Annotated in this window: 12 protein-coding genes; 2 read left to right on the top strand and 10 right to left on the bottom strand. The window is 74.2% G+C overall.

The annotated features are described in order from the left end of the window. Positions 1–42 precede the first annotated feature (42 nt). Entirely contained in the window at positions 43–528 is a 486-nt protein-coding gene (locus Athai_RS01565; protein ID WP_203959804.1) for an Lrp/AsnC family transcriptional regulator, read from the bottom strand. Between the two features lie 93 nt (positions 529–621). On the opposite strand from Athai_RS01565, the gene Athai_RS01560 reads away from it, so the two are divergent. Then, entirely contained in the window at positions 622–1041 is a 420-nt protein-coding gene (locus Athai_RS01560; RefSeq protein ID WP_239156651.1) for a rhodanese-like domain-containing protein, read from the top strand. Between the two features lie 97 nt (positions 1042–1138). Here the strand turns inward: Athai_RS01560 and Athai_RS01555 are convergent, their stop codons facing one another. The 4 genes from Athai_RS01555 to Athai_RS01540 all read right to left on the bottom strand — a co-directional run bounded on the left by Athai_RS01555 (position 1139) and on the right by Athai_RS01540 (position 6549). Then, positions 1139–2296 (bottom strand): hypothetical protein, encoded by a 1158-nt coding sequence (locus Athai_RS01555; protein WP_203959802.1) that lies wholly within the window; start codon positions 2294–2296, stop codon positions 1139–1141. Between the two features lie 174 nt (positions 2297–2470). After that, positions 2471–3598 carry a dipeptidase gene (locus Athai_RS01550; RefSeq protein WP_203959801.1) on the bottom strand — a complete coding sequence of 376 codons (1128 nt, stop codon included), beginning with the start codon at positions 3596–3598 and terminating at the stop codon, positions 2471–2473. 76 nt (positions 3599–3674) lie between these two features. Further along, on the bottom strand, positions 3675–4649 hold the full coding sequence (locus tag Athai_RS01545) for an N-acetylglucosamine kinase (RefSeq protein ID WP_203959800.1): 975 nt from the start codon (positions 4647–4649) through the stop codon (positions 3675–3677). 163 nt (positions 4650–4812) lie between these two features. Continuing rightward, positions 4813–6549 carry a serine/threonine-protein kinase gene (locus Athai_RS01540; RefSeq protein ID WP_203959799.1) on the bottom strand — a complete coding sequence of 579 codons (1737 nt, stop codon included), beginning with the start codon at positions 6547–6549 and terminating at the stop codon, positions 4813–4815. Between the two features lie 334 nt (positions 6550–6883). Between Athai_RS01540 and Athai_RS01535 the strand changes: the two genes are divergently transcribed. Beyond that, on the top strand, positions 6884–7777 hold the full coding sequence (locus tag Athai_RS01535; protein WP_239156650.1) for a GNAT family N-acetyltransferase: 894 nt from the start codon (positions 6884–6886) through the stop codon (positions 7775–7777). A 110-nt stretch (positions 7778–7887) separates the two neighbouring features. Here the strand turns inward: Athai_RS01535 and Athai_RS01530 are convergent, their stop codons facing one another. From Athai_RS01530 to Athai_RS01510, 5 genes are all read right to left on the bottom strand, one after another. Further along, positions 7888–8580: a PIG-L deacetylase family protein gene (locus tag Athai_RS01530; RefSeq protein WP_203959797.1), complete on the bottom strand. Its 693-nt coding sequence runs from the start codon at positions 8578–8580 to the stop codon at positions 7888–7890. 63 nt (positions 8581–8643) lie between these two features. Then, complete coding sequence (locus Athai_RS01525) at positions 8644–9621, bottom strand: GNAT family N-acetyltransferase (protein ID WP_239156649.1); 978 nt, start codon at positions 9619–9621, stop codon at positions 8644–8646. 115 nt (positions 9622–9736) lie between these two features. Beyond that, positions 9737–10645: a MurR/RpiR family transcriptional regulator gene (locus Athai_RS01520; protein ID WP_239156648.1), complete on the bottom strand. Its 909-nt coding sequence runs from the start codon at positions 10643–10645 to the stop codon at positions 9737–9739. A gap of 88 nt (positions 10646–10733) precedes the next feature. Then, the gene (locus Athai_RS01515; RefSeq protein WP_203959795.1) at positions 10734–11912 is read right to left on the bottom strand and encodes an exo-beta-N-acetylmuramidase NamZ family protein; all 1179 of its coding nucleotides are present in this window, start codon (positions 11910–11912) and stop codon (positions 10734–10736) included. 22 nt (positions 11913–11934) lie between these two features. Then, positions 11935–13542 (bottom strand): glycoside hydrolase family 3 protein, encoded by a 1608-nt coding sequence (locus tag Athai_RS01510; RefSeq protein ID WP_203959794.1) that lies wholly within the window; start codon positions 13540–13542, stop codon positions 11935–11937. Positions 13543–13649 lie beyond the last annotated feature (107 nt).

The raw sequence follows: 13649 nt of genomic DNA, 5'->3' as shown, positions 1-13649 counted from the left end.
CGTGAATTCGTGTGACATACACCACTCGTCAGTGGACTGTCGTCACCTGCCTGCGGGGGCGGGTGGGGTGACGGGGCGGCGGGGTAGCGGGGTGGAGTAGACGACGGCGGTGGTGACCGGGCCGAGACCGGCGACGCGGCCGGTGACCTCCTCCAGGTGCCGCATCGAGGTGGCCGAGACGGTGAGCACGAAGCAGTCCTCCCCGGTGACGTGGTGCGCCTCGACGATCTCCGGGGTGCTCTCCAGCAGGGCGTGGAACGGGCGGTAGTTGCCGTGCGGGTATCGCAGGCGGACCAGGGCGGTCACCGTGAGCCCGAGCCGTTCCGGGTCGACCACCGCGGTGTAGCCGGTGATCACGCCGGCGGCCTCCAGCCGGCGGACCCGCTCGGTCACCGCGCTGGCCGACATCGCTACGGCGCGGCCGAGTTCCGCGTAACTGGCCCGACCGTCGCGTTGCAGGGCGGCCAGGATGCGCCGGTCGGGATCGTCCAGCACGATCGACCCCTGCGCCGTGGATTGCGTCGTCATCCGTCATGGATACCGCGGGTACCCCGGCCATACAACCGATCTTCCGTGGATCATCGGTTCCGCGGGCGGCCCACCGTGCCTAGCGTTTCGGGGGTGAACGCACTCGACTTCTTCACCGCCCGGCTGACCTTCCAGACCGACGTCAGCGACGTGCAGGCCGCCCTCGCCGGCGGCGCCGACCGGTTCGTCCTGGTGGACAGCCGCAGCGACGCCGCGTGGGCGCAGGGCCACCTCCCCGGGGCCGTCCACCTGCCGACCGCGGAGATCGCGGCGCGCGCCAGCACGCTGATCCCGGCCGGCAGCAACGTCGTCACGTACTGCTGGGGGCCGGGGTGCAACGGCGCCACCCGGGCGGCCGCCGAGTTCGCCCGGCTCGGCTACCCGGTGCGCGAGATGCTCGGCGGCATCGAGTACTGGACGCGGGAGGGCTTCCCGGTCGCCACCGCGACCGGTGAGCTGGTTCAGCCGGCCGACCCGCTGACCGCACCGGCCGGGATCGCCTGCGCCTGCTGACACCCGCGACCGGCGAGCACCCGGAACCGGTCGGGCGGCGTCCGGGCCGAGGCCGTCGACCGCGGTGCGCAGCCCGCGGTCGGGCGGCCTCGGCCGATCACCGCCGGGCCGGGGAGTTGATCTGGAACGGGCCGAGCACCAGGCGGCGAACGAACGGGCGGCCCCAGTACATCTCGTCGGCGGAGACGTCGAGCGCGAACTGCTGCAGCATCCCGAACCGGCGGCCGGCGATGGTGACCGCACGGCGTACCTCGTAGATGGACGACCAGGGGCAGCGGTGGAAGCAGGTCACCTTGCCCGGCAGGAACACCCGGACGATCGCGCCGTCCGCGACGGCCTGCTCGATCTCGGCGCGTACCTGCAGGGTCGCCGCCGGGTCCGGGTCGGCCTGCCACATCGCGGTCAGCGCGTGCACCGCGGCCGGATCCGCCTGCCAGGTCGACAGCGTCGCCTCGTCGGTCAGGCACCACGGGTCGAACCGCTCGCCGCCGGGCAGCCGGGACAGGTCGAACCGGGCGTGCTCGCGGGGCAGCCGCAGATCGCGCAGCAGCTTCGGGAACGCGGTGAGCTGCCCGATCTGGTACCAACCGGCGAGCGCCTGGCGCAGGTTGACCACGGCGATCCGGTCGGTCGTGGGCTCCCGGACCGCGCCGGTCAGGGCGCGCGCGTAGTCGCCGGCCGCACCGGCGATCGCGGCGAACTGGTGCAGCCGCTCCATGTCGGCGTCCGCGTACGGCGGGCGCTGCTGCTTGTCCAACGCGAACACCGCGTACTCGGCGCGCTCCCGCAGCCGCACCTCGGCGTCCAGCAGCCCCCGCAGGTGCGGCGCGGTCACCGGCTCGGCCGGCCAGGACGTCTGCTCCGCCGGCAGCGCCAGTTCCTCCCGGATGTCGTAGCTGTCGCTCGCCCTGGCCTGGCGGGCCCGACTCAGCCACGGCTGCACCTGGCCGAGCCAGCGCCAGGCGAGATCGAAGGTGGCCGGCGGGACGAAGCCGGAGTCGACGTCGTCGGCGTCCAGCAAAGTCTCGCCGAGCGTCTGCAGCGCGTACGCGTTCCAGGTGGCGAGCGCGTGCGAGCAGCTGCCGGCGCTGCCGCGCCAGCCGGTCGCGCCGTCCGGGTCGGCGTCGACCCGGGTCAGCTCCTCGTACACCGCGGTGCCGGCGTCACGCAGCGCGGCGAGGGTGGCCGCGTTCCGTTCGCCCTGCAACGCGGCCCGCATCCGGGTGAACACACCGGGGTCACGACGTTCCGCCATGCCTGCAGCATCGCCCATGCCGGCCACCCCGGGGCGCCCCGCCCGGTGTTGATCATGGCGGTAGCTGCCGTGGCAGCGTTCACCGCGCCGGACAACACCGTGATCGACACGGCTCGGGACGACGTTCCGCGCCGCACAACACCGTGATCGACACCGCTCGGGGACGGCCGAGGGTCAGCGACCTTCCGCGGCGGACAGCGTCTCGCGGACCACGCGCAGGGCGTTCCTGCTGGTCAGGCCGGCGAGTTCGGACTCCGACCAGCCGCGGCCGGCGAGTTCGGCGAGCAGCGCCGGGTAGCCGGACACGTCCGGCAGGCCGTCCGGGGTCGCGACGATGCCGTCGAAATCGCCACCCAGCCCGACCGCCCGTACCCCGGCGACCTCGCGGACGTGCTCGACGTGGTCGGCGACGTCGGCGACGGTGCACGGCGGGCGCGGGTTCGCGTCCAGCCACGGCTTGATGTCGCCCCGGTCCGCGGCGCCGACACCCGGATCGGTGGCGCCGAGCCGCGCCTCCTCCGCGGTCATCGCGTCCATCCAGGCGTGGCACTCCTCGGTCAGGAACCCCGGTACGAACGTCACCATGACCACGCCGTCGGTGGCGCCGACCCGGGCCAGCACGTCGTCGGGCACGTTGCGCGGGTGCGAGCAGAGCGCGCGGGCGCTGGAGTGCGAGAAGAACGCCGGCGCGGTCGAGACGTCCAGCGCCGCATGCATCGACTCGGCGGACACGTGCGAAAGGTCGACCAGCATGCCGAGCCGGTTCATCTCCCGGACCACGTTGCGGCCGAAGTCGGTGAGCCCGCCGTGCACCGGTTCGTCGGTGGCGGAGTCGGCCCAGTCGGTGTTCTCGTTGTGGGTCAGCGTCAGGTAACGCACCCCGAGCCGGTGCAGCATCCGCAGGGTGCCGAGCGAGTTGCCGATCTGGTGGCCGCCCTCGGCACCGAGCAGCGAGGCGACCCGGCCGGCGGCCATCGCCCGTTCGACCTCGTCGGCGGTGGTCGCGAACGCCAACTCGGCCGGGTAGCGCCGGATCATCGCGTCCGCGGCGTCGATCTGTTCCAGCGTGGCGGTCACCGGGTGCGGCTCGCTGCACGGCACCCACACCGACCAGAACTGGCCGCCGACGCCACCGGCGCGCAGCCGGGGCAGGTCGGTGTGCAGCCCGCTGCCGCTCTGCTCGACGGCGAGATCGGTGTGGTCGAAGTCGTACCCGCACCGCTCGCGCAGCGTCCACAGCAGGTCGTTGTGCCCGTCCAGTACCGGCGCCGCCGCCAGCACCCGATCGGTCGTCGCTGTCACCGCACCCAGCCCCCTGCCACGTTGATCATGGTGTTGTCCGCCGCGAAAGCGCTTGCCGTACCAGACAACCCCATGATCAACGTTGCCGGGGCGTCGTGTCGAGGGCGGCGCGGAGCCGGTCCGGCAGCTCCGGAGGTACCGGCAGGCCGGCGGCACGGAGGGCGGCGAGCAGGGCACCCGCCACCGGGTCCGGCGCGACCACCGGGTCGACGCCGAACCGGGCCGCCAGATCGGTACGGACCCGGTGCGCGACCAGGCCCGGCGAGGTCAGCAGCGAACCGGCGAGCACCAGGCATCGCGGCTCGTCCGCCACCACCGACGCGGTCCGGACCAGCGCGGCGCAGCCGGCAGTGACGATCCGCTCCGCCACCGGGTCACCGTCCGCCGCGGCGGCCACCACGGTCGGCGCCAGCTCACCGAGCCGCGCCGCCGGCACCCGGAACGCCGCCGCGACCAGATCCTGCCGCGGGTCGCCGGTCGGCGAGTCCGGCGCCAGCCGCGCCACCATCGCCGCGGCCAGCGCGGTGTCCGGGCCGCGGCCGTCGAACGCGGCGACCGCGGCCCGCAGCCCCTCGATGCCCAGCCACACCGCGGAACCCTCGTCGCCGAGCAGCCAGCCCAGCCCGTCGCACCGCTTCGTCAGCCGGTACCCGGTGAACGCCGCGGACACCGCGCCGGTACCGGCGAGCAGCAACACCCCGTCGCCGCCCGTCGCGCCCGCCGCGTACGCGATGTCCAGGTCGGTGCCGATGCTCGGGCTGCCGGTCAGTCGGGCCGCCCGCCACGCGGCGTCGGCCACCCGGCGCGCCCGGTCCGGTACCGCGGCGGAACCGGCCATGCCGATCATCCCGGCCACCACCCGGGTCGGGTCGTGGTCGCCGAGCGCCTCCCGCAACGCGGCGCCGATGTTCTCGGCCGGGTCGCCGTCGGAGGAGTTCACGTTGCCGCCGGCGGCCCGCCCCCGGCCGAGCACCCGGCCGGCGGCGTCGATCAGTGCCGCCTTGGCGCTCGTACCGCCGACGTCGGCACCCAGCACCAGCGCCTCGGACATGCCGCCTCCCCAGAGTCGCGCATCGCTCGCGTCGCGAGGTCCTCGGGCCGCGCCGCGTACCCGGACCATCTTGGTACCCGCGCGGTACCGCCCGGACGTCGGTACCGCGCCGCGGCGCCGACCCGACGCGATCGGGACGCGGCACCGACGGGTACGGCTGCGGTCAGTCGCGCTCGCCCAGGCAGAGCGTCACCGCGGCGTCGTCCTTGGTCCCGGTCCAGGTGACCGGTATCACGTCACGGGCGTGGTACATCGCCGGGCAGCGATCCTGCAGCAGCGGGTTCGCCCGCCGCAGTACCAGGTAGTTCGTCGACCAGGGGACCGCGAACGAGCACGGCTGCCGGTACCAGTGGTCGGGCTTGTCGGCCGAGCTGGCCCGGTCCACCCACACGCACTCGCCGACCTTCGCGTCCCGCGCGTCGGCCAAGTAGAAGTGCCAGCCGAGCAGCCCGGCCACCACCAGGGCCACGATGATCTTCCATCCCGAGGAACCCGAACCGCTCGATGTCGAGGAATCCTCGCCGCCGGGTTCCGGTTCGTGTCCGGCCGGCGGATCCGGCGCCGGGCGACTCGGCCCGGCGCGCTCGCCGGGCTTGTCTGTCGCGGCAACCGACCCGCTCCTCGACGCACCCGCGCCGCCCTTCTTCCCGCCGCCCGCCTTCCCGGCGCCACCCTTCTTCCCACCGGCGCCCGACTTCCCGCCGCCACCAGCCTTCTCGGCGCCACCGGACTTCCCGGTGCCACCAGACTTCCCGCCGCCGCCCGACTTCCCGCCGCCACCAGACTTCTGGGCACTGCCCGACTTCCCGGCACTGCCCGACTTCCCGGCACTACCGGACTTCCCGCCGCCGCCCGACTTCCCGGCGTTACCCGGCTCCGCGGGCTTGCCCGACTTCCCGGCGTTACCCGGCTCCGCGGGCTTGCCCGGCTTACCGGCCCTCCCCGCCTTGCCGCCCTTCCCGGCCGCCCCCGCTTCCCCACCCGGGGCCGGCGCCGACTCGTCGCGCACGGCGGGGAGCGGCTTCGTCCTCGGCGGCGTGCCCGCCGCGGCAGGTGGCGCGACCGGTACCGGGCGGGCGGCCAGGCCGGCGACCAGCTCGATGGCCGCCGCGCCGGTCGGCCGCTGCGCCGGCTCCTTCGCGAGCAACCCGCCGATCAGCTGTTGCAGCGGAAGCGACACGGCCGGCGGGTCCGGTTCCACGCTGAGTACCGCGTGGATCGCGGCGGCGGGCAGCTCCCGGTGGAACGGACCGGCGCCGGTCGCCGCCTCGTACAGCGTGGCGCCCAGCGAGAACAGGTCGCCGGCCGCGTCGTCGGGCCCGCCGAGCAGCCGTTCCGGTGCCGTGTAGGCCGCGGATCCGACCAGCATCCCGGGCGCGGTGAGCGCGGTGTCGGCCGCGTGCACCGCGATGCCGAAGTCGGTCAGCAGCACCTCGCCGGCGGTGGACAGCAGCACGTTGGCCGGCTTCACGTCGCGGTGCACGACGCCGGCGGCATGCGCGGCGGTCAGCGCCGACAGCAGCCCCCGGGCCAGGTGCACCACCTGCGGTTCGGACAACCGCCCGCGGGTCTCCAGCCGCTGCCGCAGCGAAACCCCGTCCACCAGCCGCATCACCAGCCACGGGACCCCGTCGTCGGTGACCACGTCGTACACCGTGACGATGTTCGGATGGTCCCGCAGCCGAACCGCATGGCGGCCCTCGCGCTGCGCCCGGGACAGCCGTTCCGCCCGGTCCGCGGCGGACGCCGCCGGCGGCAGCCACACCTGCTTGAGCGCCACCTCGGCATCGAGGGTCTCGTCCCGCGCCCGCCAGACCCGGCCGAATCCGCCACCACCGAGTTCGTCGAGCAACCGGTACCGGGCCGCGATCGACCGGCCGGGCCGCGCTGCGTCTGCCACGGTCCTCCCGTCGGTCCGGTATCGGCGTTGGTACTCCCAGCGTACGGATCGGCGCACGCCGCGCGGGCCCCGCGGCCCGGGCCGTCGCGGTGCCCGGCCGGCGCGGCGAAGTGCCCCGGTGGGCCGGCAATGCGGTGCGGCGTCGCGGACTTCGGGACGGCGCCGGGCCGGCAGCCGGGTTCGGCCGGGCCGATCAGTAGTATCGGCCCGCGACCGGGCCCCACCAGCACGGCCGCACAACCCCGGGCGGACCGGGCCGCGGCCCGAGCGACCCGGCCGTGCGGCGCCCGAACGACCGGCCGCGCGGCGGCCCGCGAAGTGAATGGAGCAGGTGATGGCAGATCCGGTACCGGCGGTCACGGCCGTCGAGCCCGACCCGGCCGGGTTCGCCCCGCTCGTCACCCGGGCGCTGACCTACGACAGCACCGAGGCGACCGGGATCCTCACCCGGCTGGCCACCCCGCCGGCCGGCCGGCACGCCGCCTGGCTGCGCGCCGGGGATGCCGGCCTGGTCCTGGTGTCGCGCAACGGCAACGATCCCGCCGTCGCGCACCTGGACCTGATCGCCGTCGACCCGGATGCCCGGCGCCGCGGCATGGGTACCGCGTTGCTGCGCGCCGCCGAGCAGACCGCGGCCGGGTTCGGCGCGCGCGAGCTGCGGTTCATGGGCAACCCGCCGTGCTACGCCTGGCCGGGCATCGACGTGCGGTACACGCCGGCGATCTGCCTGGTCGAGGCGGCCGGCTACGAGCGGTTCCGCACCGCGCAGAACATGGTCGTCGACCTCCCGAGTGCCGATCTGTCCACTGTGGAGGACGAGGAGCGGCTGTCCGCGCGGGGGGTGTCGATCCGGAAGGCCACCCCGGACGACCTTCCCGCGTTGCGCGCCTGGGCGGAGCGGGTCTTCAACGCGACCTGGGCGTGGGAGATCGAGCAGTCCGTGCTGGCACCGGGCGCCGGCTGCCACGTGGCCGGGCGGGACGGCGCGGTGCTGGCGTTCGCCGGCCACGGTGCGAACCGGCCGAGCTGGTTCGGGCCGATGGGCACCGACCCGGAGGCGCGCAACCTGGGCCTCGGCAAGGTACTGCTGCGTCGCTGCCTCGCCGCCCAGCGGGACGCCGGCATCACCGCGGCGCAGATCGGCTGGGTGGGCCCGATCCCGTTCTACTCGCGGACCGTCGGCGCCCGCATCGACCGCATCTTCTGGCTCTACCGCAAGGAGATCTGACCCGCCGGCCGGCCCGGCCGGTCACCGAGGGACGGTACGCGCCGGGCCGCGCCCCGGTGGGGTGCGCGGCCCGGCGTGCAGGGGGTTGGTGGCCCCGACGGTGGGGATCGTCAGGGCAGGTCGAGGGTCTGGTGCCCGCCGGAGCCGGTGGCGAGGGCGACGGCACGCTGGTGCCCGCACAGGCACCCGCGGGTGGTCATCAGCGCGGTGTAGTAGTCGATGTAACGGAACCCGTAGGTCTCGCCGCGGGCGAACGCCTGGCCACCGATCGCCTCCCGCCAGCGGGTGAACGCCTCCTCCGGGATCGGCACGTACACCGAGGGGGTGAAGCCCTCGGCGTCCTCCCAGTTCTCCGCGTACAGGAAGCGGGAGACGCCGTGCCGCGGCAGCGGATGCTCCATCGGCAGCCCGGCGAGGAACCGGCCGCGCTCGGCCAGCGTCGACGCGTGGGTGTGGTCGGTGTGGATGCTCTTCGGCCAGTGCGCGATCAGCACGTCCGGCTTGATCTGCCGGATCAGGTCGGCGACCCGGCCGGCGAGCTCCTCGGTGGGCGACAGGAAGCCGTCGCTCTGGTCGTCGAAGACGTGGAACTCGGCGCCGATGTGTTGCGCGAACGCCGAACCCTCGGCGATCTTCTGCTTCTTGTACTCGTCCGGTCCGATCCGCGGGTGCCCGCGCTCGCCGGGGGTGAGCGCGACGATCGCCGTGCTGTCCCCGTTCAGCGCGTAGGTCGCGAGCAGCGGACCGGCGGTCAGGTCCATGTCTCCGATGTGGCCACCGATCGCCAGCACGGTCCGGGACATCGTTCTCCTTACAGGTCGTGCGATTCGCGGTTGCCGCCGGCAAGGGGCCCGGCGGGCTCGTGGTCAGGACAGCTCGGCGCGCATGACCTGGAAGCGGCGGGTGACCGTGAAGCCGGTGGCGAGGTAGAGCTGACCGGCGGGTGACTTCTCCCCGGTCCACAGGAACCAGGCGCTGTGCGCGCCGAGCGCGCGCATCCGTTCCAGCGTCAGGTGCAGCAGGATCTTGCCCAGCCCGGTGCCGCGCCGCGATTCCAGCACGCCGAACGGGCCGAACCGCTCGGTCACCCCCTCGTACGCCTGGTGCTGGGCCCAGCCGACCAGCACGCCGTCCGGGTCGTGCGCGCACACGATCCGGTCGGTCGGGGTACCGGCGGCGACGCACTCCCGGATCGCCCGGGCCCAGTCCGGGTTGAACTGTTCGCCGGCGAGCGCCACCAGCTCCACCAGGTCGTCGTCGGTCGGGGTACCGAACCGGTAGCCCTCGGCGGTCAGCGCCGCGACGCGCGACCGGAGCTGGTCCGGCATCGTGTAGTCGACCAGGCTCCGGTCCATCGCGACCGCCTCGTACCTGGTGTCGAAACCGCTGCGCTGCAACAGCTTCAGCGCTTCCGGGTACGCCTGCGCGTCCAGTCCGGGCGCGATGTAGTTCGGCGTGTAGCCGGCGAACTCCACTGTGGACACCCCGTGCCCGCGCAGGAAGTCGAGCGCCGAGTCGAGCAGCGCGGTGCCGACGCCGTTGCCGCGGGCCGCGGGGTCGACGAAGAAGAACGGCAACCAGCCCATGCCCGGTTCGAGGTCGGCTCCGACCATCGCGGTGGTCCGGCGCACCGCGTACGCGGCGCCGACGATCTCGTCGCCGTCGACCGCGACGCGCAGCCCGGCCGGGTCGAAGTTGACGTCCAGCAGCACCAGGTTGCGGAACCGCTGCGCGGTCACCGGGTCGTACGGCAGGCTGCGCCGCCACGCCGCGACCAGCTGCTCGCCGTCGCCGACTCGAAAATCCCGCACCGTGGCCATCGCGCCGCCCACTCCCCGGTTCACCGAACTCCTTGTTGGAAAACTACCTACCAACAAGCCACATGGTCAATAACCTTCCGACCTCGTTCCCCGAACCACGCCGCACCTTCCGGCCACCGGCCCGCCGGCCGAGCGGAGGTCAGGACTTCCTGGCACGAACGTCGTCGACGGCACGGAACGTCAGCCGCAGCGCGTCCAGCGTGTCGTCGTAGGTGCGCTGGGCCACCGCGACGAAGATGCAGTCCACGATCGCCAGCTGGGCGATCCGGCTGGCCATCGCGCCGGACCGGAACGTCGTCTCCCGGGCCGCGGTGGTCAGCACCAGGTCCGCCTCCGCCGCCGCCGGCGCGGCGCCGTTGTTGGTGATCGCCACCGCGACCGCCTGGTGCCGCCGCGCCTCGCGCAGCACGTTCACCGTCTCCACCGTGGTACCGGTGTGGGTCAGCCCGATCTCCACGTCACCCGGCCGCAGCAGCGCGGCGGCGACCAGCGCATCGTGCGGATCGGCGAAGAAGAACGCGTTCCGCCCGATCCGGTACAGCTTGCGCTGCAGGTCGTTCGCCGCGAAGCCGCTCGCGCCGATGCCGAACAGGTTGATCCGGTCCGCGGTCGCGACCGCGTCCACCACCTTCGCCAGCGCGTCCAGGTCCAGCTGCGTCACGGTGTCCTCGACGCCGCGGGCGTCCGCGTAGCCGATCTTCTCGACCACCTCGCGCAGCGTGTCGGCGCGGCCGATGTCGGCACCGAGCTCGCGATGCCCGTCGCCACGCGCCGCGTCCCGGCCCAGCTCGGTGGCGAGCGTCAGCCGCAGCTCCGGGTACCCGCGGAACCCGACGGTGCGGCAGAACCGGATCACCGTCGTCTCCGAGGTGTGGCAGGACTCGGCCAACTCGGTGATGGTGCGGCCCACCACCACCGACGGCTGGCCCAACACCGCCTCGGCCACCCGGCGTTCCGCCGGCGCCATCCCCGGCAACAGGGTACGGATGTGCGCCAGAACGCCGGCCGGGCGCGCGGCCCGCTCCGCCGGCTCCCCACGACCAGTCACCGCCACCTCCTCGATCCGCGCAGCCGTACAGCGTAGGCCCGAAACCGTCCGTGAACCACTACTTGTGTGCTGCCGGCGCCGCCGGCCGTCAGCGGTAGAGCAGGTGCTCGCCGGCCCAGTCGGCCGGTGCGGACACCGCAGGTACCAGGGTGAGCGGGTCGACGCCGGCATCGACCGCGTGCCGCAACTCGTCGCTGCCCCACAGCAGGTCGACGAAGTGCCGGTGGCCCAGCGACTCCGCGCCGCTGTCCGCGACCCGCCAGCCGAACGCCTCCGGGTACTCCCGGCGCAGCACCCCGATCATCCCGACCGCGGTGCGGACCGGTTGGAACGTACCGGGATCGGTCACGTGTACCTGCACGCCGCGCACCGTCTCGCCGGCGTACTTGTGGAACGTCGGCGCGAACCACACGTCCCGGAAGGCCACCCCGGGCAGGTCCAGCGCCCGCACCGCCGGCAGGAACCGGTCGTCCACGTACGGCGCGCCGATCAGCTCGAACGGCCGGGTGGTGCCCCGCCCCTCGGACAGGTTGGTGCCCTCGAACAGGCCGGTACCGGGGTAGGCCAGCGCCGAGTCGGGCGTCGGCATGTTCACCGACGGCATCACCCACGGTTGCCCGGTCCGCGCCGCGAACAGCTCGCGTCGCCAGCCGTCCATCGCCACCACGTCCAGCTCCACCGGGCGACCGGCGGCGGCCGGGACCGCGTCGGCGTTGAGGAACCGGGCCAGTTCACCGACGGTCAGCCCGTGCCGGATCGGGATCGGTACCCGGCCGACGAAGCTCGCGAACGCCGGCACCAGCCACGGCCCCTCGGTGACCACGCCGCCCACCGGGTTGGGCCGGTCCAGCACCACGAACCGCTTCCCGGTCCGCGCCGCCGAGACCATCACGTCGAACATCGTCCACACGTAGGTGTAGAACCGGGTGCCGATGTCCTGCAGGTCGTACAGCAGGGTGTCCACCGTGGACCTGTCGAGCAGCGCGTCCAGCTCGGCGCCGGAGCAGAGGTAGGTGTCGTACACCGGCAGCCCGCTGCCCGGGTCGGTCGCCTCGTGCTCGCTGAACCCGGCCTGCACCGTGCCGCGCACCCCGTGCTCCGGCCCGAACAGCGCGACCAGCGGTACCCCGGCCCGCAGTGCACCGTCCACAGTGGAGTCCAGGTTCGGCAGGATGCCGGTGTAGTTGGTCACCAGGCCCGGTCGGCCCGGTCCGGCCAGGCTCGGGTCGGCGCACAGCCGCTGCGCCCCGGTCCGTACCGCCGTCATCGTCGCACTCCCCGCTCCTCGCTCAGCATTCCCGGGCGTACGCGATCGCGCCGTCCGGGCCCGGTACGTCCACCGGCAGCCGGCCACCGCCGACCCCGGCCCCGGTCAGTACCGCCAGCAGCGCCGCACGAGACACCGCACAGTCGCCGTAGGTCAGGAACCGCGCGGTGGCGCCGACCGCCAGCCCCGCGTCGTACGGCCCGGCCAGGGCCAGCTGAACGTACCGGTGTCCGGCCGCGGCGAGCCCGGCGAGCAGCGCCCGCTGCCCCGGCCAGCGGACCGCGTTGCGGCTCACCACGATCGTCTGGTCCGCCGCCGCGGCAGCGGCGAGATCGGCGTCCACCGCGGCCGGGTCGCTCCCGCTGTCCACCACGGTCACCTCGGCGCCCGCCGCCCGCAGCGCCGGCAGCAGGTCGGCCTCCAGGCCACCGAGCGCGCCGACCAGCGCGACCCGACCGGCCGGCAGCCGCCAGCTCCGGTCACCGAGCACGGTCAGCCCGGCCAGCGCCAGGTCCGCGGCGATCGCCGCGTTGGCCGCCGCGTCCGGCGCCGGCGCCCCGGCCGGCGCGGCGTCGAGCAGGCCGACCCGGTGCTTGAGGGCGAGGACCCGGCCGACGGCCGCGTCCAGCCGAGCCGCCGAGATCCGGCCGGACGCCACCGCGTCGGTCACCGCGGCGACCGCGACCGGCAGGTCGGCCGGCATCAGCAGCTGGTCGGCGCCGGCCAGCACCGCCCGTACCGCGATCTCGCCTTCGCCCAGCCGGTCCCGGGCGCCGGCCATGTCCAGCGCGTCGGTGACCACGGTGCCGGTGAAGCCGAGCCGGTCGCGCAACACGCCGGTCAGGATCGCGGCGGACGCGGTGGCCGGGTCACCGGAGCCGTCCGCCGCCGGTACCGAGACGTGCGCCGACATCACCGCGGCCACGTCGGCGCCGATGGCCGCCGCGAACGGCGGCAGGTCGATCGCTGCCCAGGCTTCGGCGTCCCGGTCCACCGCCGGCAGCATCAGGTGGCTGTCGCCGGAGGTGTCCCCGTGGCCGGGGAAGTGTTTCGCGGTCGCGGCGAGGCCGGCGCCCTGCAGCCCGCGTACCGCGGCGGCGACGTGCGCGGCGACCCGGCCCGGGTCCGAGCCGTACGACCGGACGCCGATGGCCGGGTTCGCCGGGTTGGAGTTGACGTCGGCGTCCGGCGCGTAGTCCTGGTGGAAGCCGGCCGCGCGCAGCTCGGCGCCGATGATCGCGGCGGCCCGCGCGGTCGACTCCGTCTCGCCGGTGGCGGCGAGCGCCATCGCGGACGGCACGCTGGTCACGCCGCGACGCAGCCGGGCGACCGTACCGCCCTCCTGGTCGACCGCCACGACCGGCGCCAGGCCGGCGCCTCCGGTGGCCGCCGCCAGCTCGGCGAGCAGCGCGGACACCTCGCCCGCATCGTCACCTTCCGGCTTGGTCGGGAAGTAACAGACCCCGCCGACGTGCCGGCTCCGGAGCGCGTCGACCACCGCGCCGAGGCCGTCGGAGTTGATCGCACCGGTGCGTTGGTCCGGCGGCAGGCGCAGCGCGTTCGGCGAGTGCCGGCCGAGCGGCACCACGAACAGCTGACCGACCTTCTCGGCGATGGACAATGTGCTCAACCGGTCGGTCACTGCCGCCGGCTGGCGGTGCGCATCCACGTGAGCGGCTCCCGCGTATCCTGACAAGAATATTCAATGATTGCTGCGTTGTTGCTAAGTTACCGACG

It is taken from the genome of Actinocatenispora thailandica, from assembly GCF_016865425.1.
In the GTDB taxonomy this organism is placed as follows: domain Bacteria; phylum Actinomycetota; class Actinomycetes; order Mycobacteriales; family Micromonosporaceae; genus Actinocatenispora; species Actinocatenispora thailandica.
Note: the sequence above shows the minus strand (reverse complement) of the source record. Positions and strands in the feature narration are given on the sequence as shown.